The organism is Deinococcus misasensis DSM 22328 (assembly GCF_000745915.1).
Taxonomy (GTDB): Bacteria; Deinococcota; Deinococci; order Deinococcales; family Deinococcaceae; genus Deinococcus_C; species Deinococcus_C misasensis.
The window spans coordinates 21,223-38,299 of the sequence record NZ_JQKG01000020.1 but is presented as its reverse complement, the minus strand read 5'-3'; the positions used below and the strand labels follow the sequence as shown (position 1 = coordinate 38,299).

Annotated in this window: 16 protein-coding genes; 12 read left to right on the top strand and 4 right to left on the bottom strand. The window is 56.2% G+C overall.

What is annotated here, in order from left to right:
• Positions 1 to 3 precede the first annotated feature (3 nt).
• From Q371_RS14025 to Q371_RS14010, 4 genes are all read left to right on the top strand, one after another.
• Positions 4 to 840: a recombinase family protein gene (locus tag Q371_RS14025; RefSeq protein ID WP_034341644.1), complete on the top strand. Its 837-nt coding sequence runs from the start codon at positions 4 to 6 to the stop codon at positions 838 to 840.
• Positions 841 to 938: 98 nt separating this feature from the next.
• Complete coding sequence (locus Q371_RS14020; RefSeq protein WP_157442708.1) at positions 939 to 2,294, top strand: sensor histidine kinase; 1,356 nt, start codon at positions 939 to 941, stop codon at positions 2,292 to 2,294.
• A gap of 4 nt (positions 2,295 to 2,298) precedes the next feature.
• Entirely contained in the window at positions 2,299 to 2,964 is a 666-nt protein-coding gene (locus Q371_RS14015; RefSeq protein ID WP_034341641.1) for a response regulator transcription factor, read from the top strand.
• A 43-nt stretch (positions 2,965 to 3,007) separates the two neighbouring features.
• Positions 3,008 to 4,123, top strand: coding sequence for a cellulase family glycosylhydrolase (locus Q371_RS14010; RefSeq protein WP_034341639.1), 1,116 nt, complete (start codon positions 3,008 to 3,010; stop codon positions 4,121 to 4,123).
• Between the two features lie 99 nt (positions 4,124 to 4,222).
• On the opposite strand, the gene Q371_RS14005 is transcribed toward Q371_RS14010, so the two are convergent.
• The gene (locus Q371_RS14005) at positions 4,223 to 4,738 is read right to left on the bottom strand and encodes an FUSC family protein (RefSeq protein ID WP_034341637.1); all 516 of its coding nucleotides are present in this window, start codon (positions 4,736 to 4,738) and stop codon (positions 4,223 to 4,225) included.
• Positions 4,739 to 5,094: 356 nt separating this feature from the next.
• Here Q371_RS14005 and Q371_RS14000 point away from each other — a divergent pair, with 356 nt between their 5' ends.
• The 4 genes from Q371_RS14000 (at position 5,095) to Q371_RS13985 (ending at position 8,179) form a co-directional block, all read left to right on the top strand.
• Positions 5,095 to 5,985, top strand: coding sequence for a DUF1206 domain-containing protein (locus Q371_RS14000; protein ID WP_051964398.1), 891 nt, complete (start codon positions 5,095 to 5,097; stop codon positions 5,983 to 5,985).
• A 36-nt stretch (positions 5,986 to 6,021) separates the two neighbouring features.
• Positions 6,022 to 6,936, top strand: a complete 915-nt coding sequence (locus Q371_RS13995; protein WP_034341636.1) for a diacylglycerol/lipid kinase family protein — start codon at positions 6,022 to 6,024, stop codon at positions 6,934 to 6,936.
• Positions 6,923 to 7,663 (top strand): PHP-associated domain-containing protein, encoded by a 741-nt coding sequence (locus Q371_RS13990; protein ID WP_245618345.1) that lies wholly within the window; start codon positions 6,923 to 6,925, stop codon positions 7,661 to 7,663. The genes Q371_RS13995 and Q371_RS13990 overlap by 14 nt, the downstream gene beginning before the upstream one ends.
• Before the next feature lie 102 nt (positions 7,664 to 7,765).
• Complete coding sequence (locus tag Q371_RS13985; protein ID WP_157442707.1) at positions 7,766 to 8,179, top strand: hypothetical protein; 414 nt, start codon at positions 7,766 to 7,768, stop codon at positions 8,177 to 8,179.
• Between the two features lie 81 nt (positions 8,180 to 8,260).
• Here the strand turns inward: Q371_RS13985 and Q371_RS27900 are convergent, their stop codons facing one another.
• Positions 8,261 to 9,925: a PRC and DUF2382 domain-containing protein gene (locus Q371_RS27900; RefSeq protein ID WP_245618343.1), complete on the bottom strand. Its 1,665-nt coding sequence runs from the start codon at positions 9,923 to 9,925 to the stop codon at positions 8,261 to 8,263.
• A gap of 219 nt (positions 9,926 to 10,144) precedes the next feature.
• Here Q371_RS27900 and Q371_RS13975 point away from each other — a divergent pair, with 219 nt between their 5' ends.
• Complete coding sequence (locus tag Q371_RS13975) at positions 10,145 to 10,402, top strand: hypothetical protein (RefSeq protein ID WP_034341633.1); 258 nt, start codon at positions 10,145 to 10,147, stop codon at positions 10,400 to 10,402.
• Between the two features lie 51 nt (positions 10,403 to 10,453).
• On the opposite strand, the gene Q371_RS13970 is transcribed toward Q371_RS13975, so the two are convergent.
• On the bottom strand, positions 10,454 to 11,527 hold the full coding sequence (locus Q371_RS13970; RefSeq protein WP_051964395.1) for a YihY/virulence factor BrkB family protein: 1,074 nt from the start codon (positions 11,525 to 11,527) through the stop codon (positions 10,454 to 10,456).
• A gap of 200 nt (positions 11,528 to 11,727) precedes the next feature.
• On the opposite strand from Q371_RS13970, the gene Q371_RS27050 reads away from it, so the two are divergent.
• The 3 genes from Q371_RS27050 (at position 11,728) to Q371_RS13955 (ending at position 15,941) form a co-directional block, all read left to right on the top strand.
• Entirely contained in the window at positions 11,728 to 11,937 is a 210-nt protein-coding gene (locus Q371_RS27050; protein ID WP_157442706.1) for a hypothetical protein, read from the top strand.
• A gap of 61 nt (positions 11,938 to 11,998) precedes the next feature.
• Positions 11,999 to 15,205: a PAS domain S-box protein gene (locus tag Q371_RS13960; protein WP_034341631.1), complete on the top strand. Its 3,207-nt coding sequence runs from the start codon at positions 11,999 to 12,001 to the stop codon at positions 15,203 to 15,205.
• 136 nt (positions 15,206 to 15,341) lie between these two features.
• The gene (locus tag Q371_RS13955; protein ID WP_034341628.1) at positions 15,342 to 15,941 is read left to right on the top strand and encodes a DUF2382 domain-containing protein; all 600 of its coding nucleotides are present in this window, start codon (positions 15,342 to 15,344) and stop codon (positions 15,939 to 15,941) included.
• Positions 15,942 to 16,266: 325 nt separating this feature from the next.
• Here the strand turns inward: Q371_RS13955 and Q371_RS13950 are convergent, their stop codons facing one another.
• Positions 16,267 to 17,061 (bottom strand): AIM24 family protein, encoded by a 795-nt coding sequence (locus tag Q371_RS13950; protein ID WP_034341627.1) that lies wholly within the window; start codon positions 17,059 to 17,061, stop codon positions 16,267 to 16,269.
• Positions 17,062 to 17,077: the final 16 nt, after the last annotated feature.

The window sequence follows — 17,077 nt, the reverse complement described above, 5'->3', positions numbered from 1 at the left end:
GGCATGACCCAGAGCACCATTGATGCTTTTTCCCACCAGCGTTTTCAGACCATGTGCCAGATGGCAGAAGTCTTCATTCGCAGCCGCATGCTGCCCCCCTCCATCCAGACCCCTGAGCAGGCCATCGTGATCATGATCAAAGGTCAAGAACTGGGACTGCAGCCCCTGCAAGCCCTGAACGGCATCAACGTGATTCAGGGGAAACCCGTGGTCAGCCCCCAACTGATGCTCTCCCTGATCAACCGCTCGGGCAAGATGGAAGACATCAAATTCGAAATCGGTCAGGATTACGTGTCTTGCACCATGAAACGCTGGGACCGCAGCGCACACACCGAGCGCTTCGGGGCCAAAGAAGCCGTTTCGATGGGCCTCTCTGGCAAAGACAACTACAAGAAACAGGCTCTGGTGATGTACAAATGGCGTGCGGTGGCCGCCTGTGCCAGAGTGACGTTCCCGGATGTCATTGACGGCCTGTACACCCCCGAGGAAATGGGTGCAGATGTGGTGGTGGACGAAGAAGGCACCATGACCATCCAGTCCCCTCAGCCTCAGGAGAAAACCCTGAGCCAAGAAGCCGCACAACGCCTGAATGCTGCTCTGGTGAAATTCGGTGTGGAAGACAGTGCCGTGCTGGCCTCCTCGGTGCTGGACCGCGAAGTGAAAGACCTGACCCACCTCACCAAATCCGAAGGCACCCGCCTGTTTGAGTACGCCCGCCAGATTTTCGAGCAAACCCAGGCTTCCGGCACCACCGAAATCAAAGCAGACGAGGAAAAACCCCTCAAAGCCCGCAAAAGCAAAACCGAACCTTCCGACAATGGCGACCTGAAAGCCATGTGAACGTTCAGAATCCAGAGCCCTTCCTGCATCAGGAAGGGCTTTTGGGTTGACAGGCTTTTGGGTTGACATCAGCCCAACCCAGCCTGCAAGGTGAACATGTGCACTGGAGCATCCGCAACAAACTGCTGCTGCTGTGCCTCGGGGTGGTGCTGTGCGGATTCGCGCTGGAATCGCTGCTGACCGGGGTGTTTTACCGACGGGTGGTGGACCTGTACAGCCAGGAAAGGGTGACCCGTCTGGCCACCTTCATGTCTGGTGTGATGCAGTGGTGGTTTGACGGAGACGAAGCCCCCGACCCCGGAGATTCCGACTGGTTGCGCTCCGAACTGGGACCAGCCCAGTCGATGGTGTACCATGTGGACCTCAAAACCGGTCGGTACAGCACCACTCCGGTCTGGAAAAGCATGAAAAGCACCCTCCCCCCTCTGGACCCAGAGGGGCTTCAGACGCTGGCCCGCAACATGCAGGTGTCCGAAGTGACCTGCATCTGTGGGGCTTACCGGGTCGCCAGCAAACGGGAATGGAAGTACATCGTGCAGGTGGCCTTGCCGCTCAGCATTGACCAGCAGAACATGCAGGGGTTCAGGCAAACCACCTTGCTGGTGGGTGGAGGGGTGTTTTTGCTGGTGGGACTGCTCACCTGGCTGATCGCCCAGAGCATCACCCGACCTCTGGAAGAACTGTCTGACCGGGCGCGCAAACTGGAAAGAAGCCCGGTTTTTCCGCATCAGCAAAGGAAAGATGAAGTGGGGGTGCTGTCCAGAGCCCTGCAAGAAGGGCTGCAAGAGGTGCAAAGTGCCCGGGAACGTGAAAAGCGCTTTCTGGCTGCAGCGTCCCATGAACTTCGCACCCCGATCACCGCTTTGCTGCTGTCCATCGAACAGGATGCCCGCAAAGCCAGAACCATGCAGGACCACCAAAAAACCCTTTCGAGGGTGCACGCCACGGCCCTCAGGCTGCGTGAACTCAGCAGCAACCTGCTCACCCTCGTCAAACCCCAGAGTGCATCTCACCTGACACTGGATTTCACCCTCATGGTCGGCGGGGTGATCGATGAACTCATGCCGATGGCTGCAGAAAAAGGGCTGTGGCTGGAATTCAACGGCGATCCTGTGAAGTTCTCTGGAGATCCCCATGCCTTGCGCCAGATGGTCACCAATCTGGTTTCCAACAGCATCAAATTCACCACGCAGGGGGAAATTCAGGTGCACATCCAGAGCCAACCAGAGGGCCTTCTGCTGACCGTGGCAGACACCGGAATGGGTTTCCCCGGCAATGCAGAAGACCTGTTTCAGCCTTTTGCTCGGGGTTCAGGGGCGGCACAATGGACCGCAGGCTCAGGGCTGGGTCTGGCGGTGGTGCAAGAGGTGGTGCAGGCGCATCAGGGCAACATTGCATTGAAAAACCGGGAAACAGGGGGAGCTCTGGCCTCCGTCTGGCTTCCCCACCGGTGAAACCATGAAAATCCTGATCATTGAAGACGACCCCGACATCCTGCAGAGCCTCGGTGAAGTGGTGGAACATGCCCAGCATCAGGCCGAGCGTGTAGCCTGCGCACAGGATGCCAGAGCTTTGCTGAACCTCTACCCCTTTGACGCCATCATCTGCGATGTGGGTTTGCCTGAAGGACCTCGGGCAGGTTTTGAACTGGTTCAAGAACTGCGCAGCAAAGGCATCCGAACGCCCGTGATGTACCTGACCGGTCTGGACAGTCTGGAAGACACCATCCATGGGCTGGACGCAGGCGGAGACGATTACATCCTGAAACCTTTCCGGGTGCCCGAGTTGCTGGCCCGTTTGCGTGCCCACCTCCGGCGCTCAAGGCCCGAGTTGATCCACCGTCTGGAGCATCTGGATCTGGTGATCGAATGGGAAAGCAAAAAAGTCTGGAAAGCTGGACAGGAACTTCGCCTCACCCAGAAAGAGTACCTGTTGCTGGAGTTGCTGGCCTCCCACCGGGGACGGATCTTCAGCCGGGATGAATTGCTGGACCGGGTCTGGGATGGGGAGTTTCAGTCCTCCACCAATCTGGTGGACGTGTACATCAGCATGCTGCGCAAAAAACTCGGGGAAGGCCACATCGAAAACATCCGTGGGCGGGGCTACCGGTTTGCAGAAGCCTGACCCTTTAAGTTTTTTTTAAGGTGATCCCTTCAGACTGTGGGGCATGAACAAGATGCTTGGCATTTCCATCTTCAGCGCACTCTTTTTGGCCTCCTGCGGAAGTTTACAGAGCCCTTCCATCAACCAGAGCATTCAATCCCAAGCCACAGGGGGTTATGTGGTTCAGGGCGCGAACATTCTGGACCCGATGGGCAAAACCTTTCAGGTGAGGGGGGCCAGCGTGGCGTACCAGACTTTCATTTTCAACGGTCAGGACCACGGCGGATACGACCGGGCCAACTACCTGTACCTTGAACCGACGCTCGACGACCTGAAAGCCAGAGGCATCAATCTGGTGCGGATTTTCGTGACCGAGCCCATCCTGACCCGCACCGCATCATGGAACAACAACCAGTCTTACCTGACCATGCTGGACCGGGTGATTGCCTCTGCAAACAGCCGGGGGATGGTGGCTCTGGTGACCAACTCTTACCGCAAGTACAGCAGCACCAATCTGGCGTTTGTGGGCAAACTGGCCGCACGGTACAAAGACAATCCGATGGTCTGGCTCACCCCCATGAATGAGCCCAATTGCGCTGGAAACACCTACGATGACATCAAATGTGAAGACTGGGCCAACTGGAAAAAAGAACAGAACGCCTACATTGGTGCCATTCGCAATGCCCAGTTCAAACAGCCAATTTTGATCAACAGCATCAGCTACTCGTGGGACCTGACCGGCGTCACCAGCGACAAATTCAAACCCACCGATCCATTGCAGAACCTGATTTACGGTGCACACTGTTATGGGAATGAACACCTCAAATGGGACGCAGCACAGGCCGCAGACACCGACGCACTGTGGGCGAATCTGGCGAACACCGTCCCTGTGGTGGTGGATGAGGTCGGCGCGGACAACGGTCCTGGCGAATTCGGAAACACCTTTGTGAACAGTCTGGAGTGGGCAGATGGCTTCATGGGCTACGTGGAAAACTGGATCAACACCAGAGGCGGAGACGGGGTGATCGGGTTCACCAGTTACACCTCCGATGGCAACACCCTGTATCAGGACGCAGGTTATGTCAAAGGCAACACCCCGCAGCCCGTGCTGCCCCTTCAGCCTTCCCTCTGGGGCCAGATTTTCTTCAGGCACGTCAAACCGCCCATCCAGATCTACTGAGCCAGAGCCTCAAATTTGATTCCATCCCACACCGAAAGAATGGACAGCTCTGGCTGTCCATTTCTTGTGAAAGCACCTGTGAAGCGATGCAAGTGGGTATCAGTGCAAAAGCCGTGCTGGTGCAGGCCCAGCTGCAGGCAAGGTGGTGGTCACCAGTTCACCCCCGAGGGTTTTGAGGATGTCTTCCACTTTCAGAACATCTTCAGAGAGGTCCACATCCACGGCCACCATGGGTTTGCCTTCGTGCATGGAAGAAGCCTGAACCGCTTCATGGTGGGCTTTTTGCCGCAAATCAAAAGCTGTACCGATCGTGCTGCCAATCACGGCTCCCAGCATGGCTCCGAACACCACGGTGATCACAATGCCAAGGACACCACTGAAAATGATGGGACCCAGAGCAGTCCACATGGACTCAACCAGCCCGGCCACCGCACCAAGCACGGTGCCGATCCACACCCCTCTGGATGACCCTCTGGCCATGTCCTGCTGCAGGATGCTCATGATTTTGTTGCTTTGAACCGTGCTGAGTGTGGCAGAGATGCCAATGCTTTGCAGTTTCTCGATGGCGCACTCGGCTTGCTCAGGGGTTTCATAGACGGCAGTGATGCGTTGCACAGGGTCCTCCTTTGCTCTGGAATGTTCTTGATGGGTGTGCCAGAGGAAGCTCTGGCGTTTTCACAGTCAACATTGTCGAGCAGGTTGATGTTCTTGAAGGTGTCTTGAAGTGGATGTCCGGTTGCTTCATTTCGAAGTTGAATTCATTGTAGAAAACCCTGCGTTTCAATCGATCAGAAAAAACCTGAAAAAGCTGAGTTTCCCTCCATCAATTCATCAGATCTCAAACAGCCCTCATTCAACTGCTGCTCAGCTGGCTGATTTTTCGTCAGAAAACCATGTGAACAGGGTGTTCCATAAATGAACATTCACATTTTTTATATCTGAAGTGGTGCAGGATCCAGCACCATGGAGGCATGAACCCCCACAAAACTGGAAATGATTTGAAAAACAATGTCACAGCAGGTGCACAGCAAACCAAGGCCCAGATGAAGCAGAAAGTCACGCAGGCAGCCCCATGGCTGGAAAAACTCGCCCGTTTCGGGTATTTCAGCAAAGGGGTGGTGTACCTGACCATCGCTTTCCTGTCCCTGAAAGGGGTGGTGCAGCAAAGCCGCAACGCTGCGGATGCCAGAGGAGCACTGGAATACCTCGGACGCACCACTTTATCGGATGTGCTGCTCATTGTGCTGGCGATTGGTCTGGTGGGGTACAGCCTCTGGCAATTCATCCGGTCTTTGCTGGACCCTGAAGACCAGGGCCACAAATTCAAGGGCATCTTCAAACGCATCGGGTATTTTTTCAGCAGCATTGCCTACCTGACCCTTGCGTGGGCTGCGGTTCGGGTGTCTCTCTTGAAAGACCGGGTGTGGGAGCAACAGTCCGAGGAACAGTGGGCCCAGAGGCTTTTTGACCTGCCTTTTGGCCGCGAACTGGTGGGCATTGTGGGGGTGGTTTTTCTGGCGGTGGCCGTCAACCAGATTTATGTGGCGGTGCGGGCCTCGTTCATGAAGCGCATTGAAAGCTGGCATCTGGATCCCCAGAAACAAAGAATGCTGGTCTCCATTGGTCGAATTGGCATCACAGCACGGGGTCTGGTGGCAGGGATGATTGGCTGGTTGTTTCTGAAAGCGGCATATTATGTCGATGCAGAGAAAGCTGGAGGCATGTCCGAAGCCATCCGCAATTTTGAGCGGGCTCCGGGTGGCATCATCACTTACAGTCTGATCGCTCTGGGCATGCTTCTGTATGGACTGTACGCGTGGATTCAGGCCGCTTACCGCCGGATTCCCTTCGAGAAAGCCTGATTTTGCCCTTTCAAATCACCCGTCAAAGGACACCTGATGCAAGCGACATTGATTTACAACCAGAATGCTGGAGGCAGCAACCGCGTCACCCCCGAGGATCTGCTGCACGCCCTTGAGAACATCGGCTATCGTCCCATCTATGAAGCCACATCCAGTGAGGAAGACCTGCAAAGGGTGCTGGGAGATGCCACAGGCACGGTGTTTGTGGCTGGAGGAGACGGCACCATCCGTGCGGCTGCACTGCACCTGCTGCACAAAGAGGTGGTGCTGGGGATCATTCCAATGGGCACCGCCAACAACATCGGGCGCACCCTCGGGATTGTGGGAGAACCTCTGGACATCATCCAGAGGTTTGCCCAGTCCCACACGGTCCCATTCGATGTGGGAAGGGTGCATGCCCCCTGGGGCGAAGACCATTTTCTGGAAGCCTGCGGATGTGGCCTTTATGCCGATGTGCTTGCTGCCTACAACCCCGAAAACGGCAAAAGCCCCATGCGTGCCCTGCAAGCCATGAGCGGCACCCTCGCAGGATATGAACCGGTGCCAGTGGTGCTGGCCGTGGACCAAGAAGACCTCTCGGGCAGCCACCTGATGACCGAAATCCTGAACACACAAGCCACCGGACCCCGCATGCGCCTTGCACCTCTGGCCTCGCCGTCAGATGGGGCGTTTGATGTGGTCACGGTGCAGCAGGACCAGAGGGACAGCATGTTCAGCTATCTGGGGGCACTGATTTCTGGCAATTTCACCGACCTCTCCAGCGTGAACCACCAGCAAGGACAGTGCATTGAACTGCTCTGGCAGGGGCAGCCTTTTCATGTGGATGGAGAAGTGCGCCCCTCGGGAGCCACGGGACGACTGGACGGGGCAGAAGGTCAAATCCAGATCGAATTGCTCTCAGGTGCCCTGACCATGCTGGTGCCCCATCAGGGGGTGGATGATGGTCAATGAACCCCAACCCACCATTCCCCCCAACAGGCGCGAGGGGGTTCCGGTGATGCGCATTGACCTGCACTGCCACTCTGAAGCCTCCCACGACTGCAAAACCCCTTTGAAACAGATGCCTGGAATCTGCTTGCAACACAACCTCAGGGTGCTTGCCGTCACCGACCACGATCAGGTGTGGGGCGGGCTGGAACTGCAAAAGATGGTGCGGGAAGAGGGACTCGATCAGGACCTCTGGATCATTCCCGGCGAGGAGGTCACCACCAGAGAGGGGGAACTGATTGGCCTCTTTTTGCAAGAACGCATTCCGCCTCAACTCACCCCCGAAGAAACCGTGCAGGAAATCAAAAGTCAGGGCGGTCTGGTGATGTTGCAGCACGGCTTTGACCCTCTGAAACGCTACCGTTTGCGACCAGAGGCCACCGCCCGCATTGCAGGCTCCATTGACATTGTGGAGACCTTCAACGCCAGACTTTCCAGAAAACGCTGGAATGCAGCAGCGGTGGTGTGGGCCAACGAAAAACACCTGCCCCAATGTGCAGGTTCAGATGCCCACACCATGCAAGACATCGGGGAAGCCTGGGTGGAAACCCCCTTCAGGGCTGTTCACACTCCAGAAGACCTGCTGGCCGCCCTGAAACTCGGGACGGTGGGCGGGGTGTGGACCCATCCTGTTGAGGCTTACCTGCGAAAACAGTGGAGGCAATTCAAACAAAAATACGGCTGGTCCTGAGCACACAGGGCTTCCATTGGATTCGCAAGACTGAAACACAACTGTGCAATTCATGAAGCTCTGGTGGGGCTCCATTTCAGTTTTCCTGCTTACACTCTGACCATGCACGGCCTCAATTTGCAATTTCCCGGAGACAGCAATCGGCCTCTTGGCACTTTACAACGCAAGAGCATTGCCCATGTGGATGCTCAGGCTGCACAGGCTTTGTGTTCCATTGCAGATCTGTATTACGCTTTTGGCCCAAAAGAAATGCCTTTCCAAAACTCAAACCTGATGAGTGCAGTGCGCCTGTTTGACATTGACTTGACGGCTTTCTTGCAGGTCAGTGCTTCACAATTTCCTTTCGCTCTGGAATCTGAAATCCTGCAGAAAGTCACAGGCAGTTACACCCACACCCTGTACCTGCTGCGCAAACAGGGCACACTGGACACCGGATGGGTCTGCCTGATCCCACACACCCGCAACACAGCCCTGCAAAAAATCCTGCACAAACACAACCTGCTGGTCACCGACTGAATTCCACCATCACCAGAGCCGCAAAAGAGAAAGCCGGGTCATTCCCGGCTTTCTCTGGTTTCAGTTCTTCAGATCAGGGGCTTATTTGCGGCCCAGTTGATCGTCACGCAGGGTGCTCTGGGTGGTGCTGTCTTCAGAGCGACGGTTCAGGTCATCTTCAAGGTCACTGGTGCTGCTCCGCAAGGAACCGGTCGCGGTCTGGTCGGCACGCACATCCACCTCACCCGTTTTGTTCACTTCCAGCACTTCTTTGCCCACCGTTTCCGTGAAACTCTGGCGTTCGGTTTCGGTGCGTTTGCCCACCTCCACTTCTTCGGTCACGTAAGCCCGTTTTTCCACATCAGCACGTTCAGCCTCCAGGTCCACACGGATGCTTTCACGGTCTGAACCCAGAGTCACGTTGCCTTCCACGGGACGCTCGCCGGTGACCCTGTGGCGTTCAATCACCACTTCTTCACGCTCGAGGTCCACATTCACGTTCTCGGTGCGGGTTTCCACCCGTTTGCCGACCTCCACGCTGCCAGCCACATAACGCTCTTTGTCCACAAACAGGCGCTCCTCAAGGAGTTGCAGGCGTGTGGGGCTCTGGTACAGGCTTTCGCTGGTGTGGCGATGCAGGGCAGAGTTCTCGGTGCCAGCGTGGGCTTCATTGCCGGGATGCAGCCAGGTGCTTTCATCGGCAAGCTGGGCATCGTAGGTGAATTCCTGTCCGGGGGTGTAAGCGCGCAGGTTTTGCACCTGATCGCGGGTCAGGGTGTCGAAGTACACCCCGTCGTCTTCAATGCGGGCAAGGCCCACAGGGACAGCCACGATCTTGTTGCTTGCCCAGTTGCCCACATCCACCAGCAGGTAACGGATGCGGCCACTTTCCTGTGCCAGAGCCTGATGCACGGTCCCCACCTGTTCACGACCAGAGCCGTAAACCGTTTGACCCACCGGATTGTAGACGCCATTCATGTCCCGGTCATGGGTGTTGACCATTTCATCCAGAGGGTAAAGACGGGGACGCCCGGAGTGGCTGGTGTCGTGCTGGTCATGGCCCACCTGTCCCAGATGGGTGTGGGATCCGGTGGCACGGTGGTCTGCAGCAGCATCGCCCATGGTGTCGCCTCTGTTGTCAGTCATGTTGCCAGCCATGCTGGAAGCAAGGCTGCCCTGACCAGAGATTCCGGAACCCAGGGTGCTCTGGCTCTGTTCCTGACGGCCCACGTAGTCGGCAGAGGTGCTGCTTTGCATGGTGCCACCGTGCTTGCGGAGCACGTCCACAATCTGATCGCGGTTCATGTGGTCTGGGGCATCCACAGCCACCAGCACACCACCTTCGTTGATGGTTCTTTCATAGAATTCGGCTTCTGTGCGGTCGTAACCGGCATCTGCCAGTGCACCAGCGAGGGTTCCGGTCACACCACCCACGATGGCTCCGGCAACAGCACCGCCAGCAGCAGCACCGAGAGAGGTGGCCAGAAAGCCCGCAGTGATGAAGGGTCCCACACCGGGAATCAGGGCGGCAGCCAGACCAAACAGGGCTCCGGCACTGACACCCACAGCCAGACCACGGGCGGCCCCTTTGCCATCGTCGTGGGCGTCATGGTTCATGTCTGCGCCTGTGCCAGCGGTGGCGGTGTCTCCATTCTGGCGGGCGATGAAGGAAAGTTGCTGGTCCGACAAACCCAGGGTTTTCAATTCGTTGACGGCATCCTGAGCCTGGTCCTGACGGGAAAATACAGCGGATATGCGTTGAGTCATGATGATCCTTCCCGAGCCTTTGAAAAAGGCCCGTTTTGATTGGTTTGACTTTCTCAATGTAAATCCACATGGGCTTTCAGACTGAACGAAATGTCTCTTTATGGGTTTCTCAAAACAACACATTCTGGCGCATCAAATCGAAATGGAGCTTCACGACAATCCGCATGAAATCTTGTCAAATCACACAGATTATGCAAGAATACTTTTTCTGAGGTTTTGATGTATTGGATGGGTTTGCTGACGTGTGTGTTTTTCAATGGTCTGGGATTTCTTTTTGCTCCAAGAGGGAAAAAGCATTTTGCACTCCCCTTCCTGTTCTTTTATGTGCTTTGGGCCTTCCTGATGTTCACCAGTGGTACAGCCCCGAGGGTGGGGGCTCTGGAAGAGGCCATCAACTGGATGATCCTGATCGGTTACAACCTGCTGTGCATCTGGATTTACCACAGAACGTGGGTGGAGCATCAGAACACCCCATAAATCAAACAAGGCCAGAGCATACAACTCTGGCCTTTTGCCTGTATTTGTAGGTCATGTGGTCAATTTTCGAATTTGACCTTTGACCATTTTGAACAGTCCCACCACCAGAGCAATGGGGAAGGTCAGGGCAGTGATCAGGATGCCTCCCAGCAACCCCATTCCTCCACTGATCACCTGCATCAGGAGTTGCAGGGCAGGTTTTTCAGATGTGGGACGGACCACAGGGGTTTTGGGCTGCACCTCGGGTTCCAGCACTTTCGCTTTCTGGGCGATGGTGCCGTAACGGTGGCTGTAGGCCCAGGTCACCTCTGCACCAAAAAAGAAGATTTGACCACTCAGGTAAACCCACAAAATGAACACCACCAGAGTCCCTGCTGCACCAAAACTGCCTGCGGGCGAAAAGTTCGCCAGATACAGGCTGATCAGGTACTGCCCGAGCACAAACAAGACCGCGGTGCTGAACGCGCCGAATTTCACATCCTGCCAGTCCAGTTTGATGTTGGGCAAATACCGGTACAGCAGCATGAAAAGGCCCGTGAACAGTCCAATGCTGAGGAGCACCGTGAACAGTTTCAGCAGCACGTTCAGGACCACCGAACCGTTGAACAGGTCCTCGGTTTGCACGGTCAAATAAACATTCAGGCCCAGAAAAGCCACGATGACGGCCCCGAGCACGAGGGTCATCAGGGCAGCAATCAGGCGACCCAGAATCATTTTGACGAAAGTGGTTTTCTGGGGGGTCACCTCCCAGATTTTGTTGAGGGTGGTCTGGATCTGCACGAACAGGCTGGAGGCGGTCCAGAGCAGGAGCAAGGATCCAAACACCGTGGCCCCAACCCCAGAGCTCTGGGTGCCGTTCAGGAAGTCTTGCAAACCCGGAATGGCATCCGATCCGAAACGGGCTCCCACCTGTTGCTGGATGCTGTTTTCAATGTCGGTCTGGCTGAGGAACAGGCCAGCAATGCCCACCGCCAGCAGCAGCAAAGGGCCAATGGCAAAAATGGTATGGTAGGCCAGGGCCGCCGCCATTCTCGGGACATCGTCTTCTTTGAACGCCTGAAAAGCGTCTTTGAACACCGGGAGCAGTTTCTGGGTTCTGGTGGGTGCAGTGTGGACCTCTTTCATGGCCTGATTGTAAGAAGCGCTTTTTTCTCATGAGGTAAGGATTCACACGGGTCTGCTTGCTGTCCAATGAACTCCCAAGGTTTCATGAAGCTGAATTCAAAACCCACAGGCAAACTGTTGGTTTTCTGGCAGAACTGGACCTCCAGAGCAGGGATGATGCTTCCATCTCAAACGCAGTTTTGCAAAAAGGAGTTGAACCCATGCCCATCGACCGTCCTGACATGGAAAATCCCTCTGGCATTCCAGCCGCCGACAACCCTTCACAGGGTGGTCTTTCGATGCCGGACCATGCACCGGGAATTGGAAACACCCCTGCTGGCGGGAACCCTGCCCCTCTGCCCGACACCCCGGATGTGGAAGGGGAACTTGAAGGGGATGCCCGGACAGGCAGACAAATCGAAGAACGCTGAACTGAAGGCAGTCTGAAGCAACCCTTTGCACCGGTCCCTCTGGTGACTAGACTGAGAGAACATGGACAGGCACCCACCCCATCAGGATGTGTTTTCGCTGTCTCAATTGGTGGTGCTAAGCCAAAAGATTGAACATGCCCCCAACCTCCAGACCGCTTTAAACACCCTGCACACCACCTTTGAACCTGTGGCACCCGGCCTCTGGCTGCGGTGCTTCATGCTGGGCCATCCAGAAATCCGCATCGGACCTGAACCAAAAGCAGACCCAGAGCAGGTGATGCAGGTGCTGAAACTGTCCAGAGGCACCTTGAGGGTGGGTGCAAGTGAACCTCTGGATGCCCGCCTGAAAGAAGCTTTGCAACTGGTGCTGCCTGCTCTGGAGCGTCTGGTGGACCGGATCTTGCCTGCTGCTGGACAGAGGCCAGAATTCCAGCAGGCCCTGCTGTCCCACATGAGTGAAGGTCTGGTGGTGTGTGATGCACAGGGTGTGCTGGTGTCTTTCAATTCCACCATCCGCCACATCCATGGACAGGACATGAAGCATCTGCCTTACCCGGTGTGGCCCGAGGCATTTCACCTGTACACCCCGGACGGCAGACGCATGCTGCAACCCGAGGAAGTCCCCCTGTACCGCGCTTTGCAGGGAGAGCACGTGGAAAACCATGTGGTTATGGTGCGTCCACCCGGTTTGCCTGAACGCATTCTGCGCTTTCAGGGCGGTCAGGTGCGCTCTGCACAGGGGGAAGTGCTGGGGGCTCTGGTGATCGGCACCGACATCACCGAAATGGTGCAGCAAGAACAGCAACTCCACACCCGAGAGCGCCTGATCCTGCATGAGCATCTGGCAAGGGCCCAGAGCAACGAGACCCTGAAGTACACTTCGGCCTTGCTCAACATTTCAGAGGCCCTGCTGGAAGCCACCGATGTGCTGAACATGTGTGACCGGGTGCTTTCTCTGGGCACCCGTTTGCTGGACGCCATGACCGGAGCGGTTTTTGTGCTGGAGGAAGACCAGAGCCAGCACACATTGCAATTGGTGCATTCCCTGAACACCACCGAAGCCGCACAAAAATACATGCAGCAAATTGCTTTGCAGGCCGACCATCCGGTGGCTGAGGTTGCGCGCACAGGAAAACCCTTTGTGATGCAAAGCAAAGATGCCCTCCTGAAGCAGTTTCCCCACTTGCAGGATGTGGTGCAAGACATCCGCGCCTCGGTGCTGGTGATTTTGCCGATTGCCCACCGGGAACAGGTGCTCGGGGTGCTGTACTTCGGCTTTGAAGGGAACCGCAAAGTCACCGAACAGGACCTGTCGGTGATTGACAACATTGCACGCCAGATGGCTCTGGCCTTGCTCAGGCACCGCCTGCAAAAAGCACAGGACCAGTTGGTGGTGCAGCATCAGGAGACCGCAGCCTTGCTGCAAGCCATCGTTCACAATGCTCCGGTGGGTCTGGCTTTTCTGGACGATCAGCTGACATTCAAAATGGTCAACCAGCCCATGGCACGCATGCTGAACGCACGACCAGAGGACTTCATGGGCTCCACCCCCACTTTGCGCTTTCCACTGTTTGGCAAGGTGATTGAAAAAGAACTTCAGGAGGTTCTGCGAACCGGAAAAGCCGTGCTGGACATCGAATACAACATGCCTGAGGGGATGGGGCGCCCCATTCAGGATTGGCTGGTCAATTACTTCCCGGTCAAAACCCCCCACGGGGAACCGCTCGGGGTGGGAGCCACCATTCAGGACATCACCGCACAGAAAACCGCAGACCGGGTCCTTCAGGAAAGCCAGATTTTCAGGGAACGGATCATGCAATCTGCTCCGGTGGGGATTTACCTGCTGGACCTGCGCAAGCAGCACATGGTCTACTCCAACCAGCACATGGCCGAAGTGCTCGGATACCAACCCGAGGAGGTCTCGGACCTGTCTCTGGGCAATGTGGTGTCCATCGTGCACCCTGAAGACCAGCGCAAAACCCTGCAGTTGTTGCAGCAGATGGAAGCCCTCAACTCTGGTGATGTGCTGGAAACCGAAGCCCGCTTTCAGCACAAAGACGGCAGTTGGCGCTGGTTTTTTGTGAAGTACACCCTGTTCTCCAGAACCCCAGAGGACCTGCTGGTGCTGGGTCTGGCTCTGGATGTCACCGAGCGCCACCGGATTGAGCAGGCCCTCAACGAGAGCGAACAGCGTTTCCGCGATGTGGCCAACAGCGTCCCGATCCTGATCTGGATGAGCGATGACCAGAGAAACCGCACCTTCTTCAACCGCACCTGGCTGGAATTCACCGGCCAGAGTGCAGAACAGAGCGCAGGTTATGGCTGGACCCAACTGGTGCACCCCGAGGATGTGGAACGCTACTTGCAGGTGTACCATCACCACTTTGAACAGCAAAAAGCCTTCCAGATCGAGTACCGACTCAGGCGCTTTGACGGACAGTACCGCTGGATTCTGGCCCGTGGGGTGCCCCGTTTCTCATCCTCTGGAGCGTTTCTGGGGTTCATTGGTGGGTGCATCGAAATGCACGACCGCAAAATGGCTGAAGAAGCCCTGCACGAACGGGAATCCGAGCTGCGCAACCTGATGCAGGTGCAAAAACGCTTTGTGGCCGACGCTGCACACGAACTGCGCACCCCCCTGACCGCCATTCAGGGCAACCTCGACATCATGATCCGTCACCGCAACATCCCCGAGCCCGAAAAGATGGAGATCATTTCGGATGTGCAGCGCGAAGCCACCCGTCTGGGTCGGCTTGTGAACGACATGCTCACCCTTGCCAGAGGAGACAGTGGCCTCGCCTTCAATGAAGAAGAGGTGGAACTGCATGGCGTCCTGCGCTCGGTGTTCAAAGACATGGAACGGGTGAGTGCAAAACATCACATTGCCCTCGGGCAGGTGGATGAGATGCAGTTGTATGGCGACACCGACCGCCTGAAACAGCTTTTTTTGATTCTGCTGGAAAACGCCATCAAGTACACCCCCTCAGGGGGATACATCCGGGGTTCTCTGGTCCACAAAGGCAAGGTGGCGGAATTCCGCTTGCAAGACGATGGGGTGGGCATCGCCCCTCAGGACCTGGAACGGGTGTTTGAACGGTTTTACCGTGCAGACCAGAGCCGCCACCGTGGAGAGGACCCCGGAGGGACCGGCCTCGGGCTTCCGATTGCCAAATGGATTGTGGAGCAGCACGGAGGGCACATCTGGCTGGAAAACAATCCCACACAGGGCATCACCGCAGTGGTGCAGTTGCCTCTGGAAGACCTCTGAAGGGAAGCCTTTGGGGAACGCACACAATTCAGGATTTCCCACAAAAAGCAGGTCAGGTTTTGCCTATGCTGGACATCATCCAGCTTGTGGTGTCCATGGGCACCAGAGACTTTCACTTGCATCCCTTGAGGAAACCATGCCTGATTCCAAACCTGAAGATCAAAACCAGAACATCATCGTGTCTGCCAGAACCGGAATGGGTTCTGGATCGGCAGAAGCCCACAGCACGGCCAGTCAGCAGCAAGGCCGGGTCGAAACCATCGACCAGACCACTTCTTTTCAGCACACCATCCAGAGCACCAAACAGAACACCTCCGTTCAGGAAGACCGCATCAAAACCCTGGTGGGCACCCTCGAACTCCGGGAAGAGGTCCCAGAGGTGAACATTTCCCGCGAACACCTCGGGCAGGTCCGGGTGCGCCGGGAACGCCGGGTCCGCGAGGAAACCGTCACCATCGATCTGGTCACCGAAGTGCTGGTGATTGAAACGGTCTCGGGCAATCCCCATGTGCGGATGTTCGATGTGGATTTGCCAGTCGGCGAAACCATGGAAATCGAGATCTACCGTGAGGACGCCGAAATCGGCAAAAAAGTGGTCAAATCCGAAGAGGTGCGAATCTTCAAGGAAAAACAGGTCGACCACCTGAGCGTGCCCATCGAGTTGGCCCGAGAAGAACTGGTGGTGGAGAAAAACCCCCTTGAACCCAACATTGCACCAGACACCAGAGACCTCTGACCCCGCAAAAAGCACCCCCAGAGCCTCAAACTCTGGGGGTTTTCATGCTCTGTTTGATGTAGGGTCAGCACAAAGTCTGACTTCTGGCATGTCATTTGAAAAAGCGGTCAGGAGTCAGTCATCTGTTTTCAGCAAAAAGCTGGTGCAGAGTCTTTTGCTTTCCACAATGGCAAGGCACAAGGATGCAAAATGAAAGCCACTCGGATTTTCAGCTCAAAAGGAAGCCAGAAAACTTTCCTTCTGGCTGACGGCTGATGGCTCTGTCTGTTGGCATTGCCCGACAGCGACTTTGCGCTTATCCTGCGGGTTGAAGTTGATTTGAGGTTTATTTGGTGGCCGCCACCACACCCAGACCGGACATGCGGTCATAGGCGGTGCTGGATGGGGCAATCCAGATGGTTCCAGAGCCCCGGAACACCTGCAGCAAACCTTCACCAGAGGACACGCTGCCCAGCAAACTGCGTGAGGAACGCTCGATGCGCATGCTGAATTGTCCAACCCGCGCAAAAGCGAAGTTGCCGTCCACTTTCAGGGTGTCGTTTTGCATCTCGATGACTTCGAGTTCTTCGTAGGGCACCGGGCTTTGCAGCACCACGATGCCTGTGCCGGAAATCTTGGTCTGGAAGAGGCCTTCGCCGGACAGCAATCCCGAGGCGATGTCGTCGGGCTTGGCCACCCCGACTTCCAATCCGCCGGTGCAGCACACGAAAGAACCCCGGTCTGCCACAAGGGTGTCGTTCTGGATTTCCACAATCAGGAAATGCCCGAAGGTGGGCTCCAACCACACCTCTCCCCTGCCCGAGTAGCGGGGTTTGGTGATGCTTTCTCCGGTGGCTGCACCTTGCACGGCACGTTTCATGAAGCCGCCCAGTCCCCCTCCGCTCGGGGTGCTCATCTGGATGTCTCCGCGCATGAAGTGCAGGGCTCCGGCTTCGGTGATCAGGTCATCAGAGCCCCCGAGGGTGACTTTGATGCGTTTGAGGTGCATGCCGAGCTTTTCAGCGTAATAGAGGTCCTTGGCAGCGTGAATGTTGGCATTACCCCCGAGGGTTTCATACTCATACAGTTCGATGGTGGTGCTGCCGTGTGTGCGAGAATCGGTGCGTCTCATTTTGCCCATGCCTGTTGGTACGTGA